Raw genomic sequence first — 661 nt, forward strand, 5'->3', positions numbered from 1 at the left:
GGTCACTTCCCTGGATTCGGCCAGGGCACCGCCGCACAGCACGGCTGCGGCCAGGGCGACGGCGCATTGCGGGGTCAAACGCTTGGGACCGTTCATCTGATTTCTCCTCGAAGGTGGGGAAGCGGCGCAAGAATCACGCCAATGCAAGCACGCACGGCTGCGTTGCGGCGCGATCCGACTTTGCCCCCATTACCCCGGGGGCGGAAGTGCCAGCGCCGCCGCGTGCATGGAGCCAGCGGCTACGGACTTACCCTTGTTTGGTGCGCGGCGCGCGAGCCCATCTTGCGCGCTCAGTGCGCGCACGTGCTCGGCATGCGGCGCTCACCGCGCGCCTTGGCCAATTCTTCCACCGCCAGGCCCAGTGCCCGGATGCCGGCCGGAATCTGCGCCGCCGCGATCGACGACAGGCGCAGGCGAAAGAACGTGCAGGGATACGGCGGCTTGACGAAGAAGACATCGCCCGCTTCGATCAGCACGCCGTGGCTGCGCGCCATCAGTGCAAGCTCCGCCGCATCGACCCAGGCCGGCGCCTGCACCCAGATGGACGCGCCGCCTTGCGGCAAACGAAAGGCGAAGTCCGGCAGATGGCTGCGCAGCGCCTCGGCGGCCAGGGCCAGCCGCTCCTGCATGGCGGCATTCACCCGCCGCGCGTGCGATTCGT

The 661-nt window shown here is 69.0% G+C and carries 1 pseudogene; it reads right to left on the reverse strand.

The features are described from left to right. Positions 1-290: 290 nt before the first annotated feature. Positions 291-661 (reverse strand): annotated as a pseudogene (locus VTU_RS26095) (MocR-like pyridoxine biosynthesis transcription factor PdxR); the annotation flags it as partial.

The organism is Verminephrobacter aporrectodeae subsp. tuberculatae At4 (assembly GCF_000193225.1).
In the GTDB taxonomy this organism is placed as follows: Bacteria; Pseudomonadota; Gammaproteobacteria; order Burkholderiales; family Burkholderiaceae_C; genus Acidovorax; species Acidovorax aporrectodeae.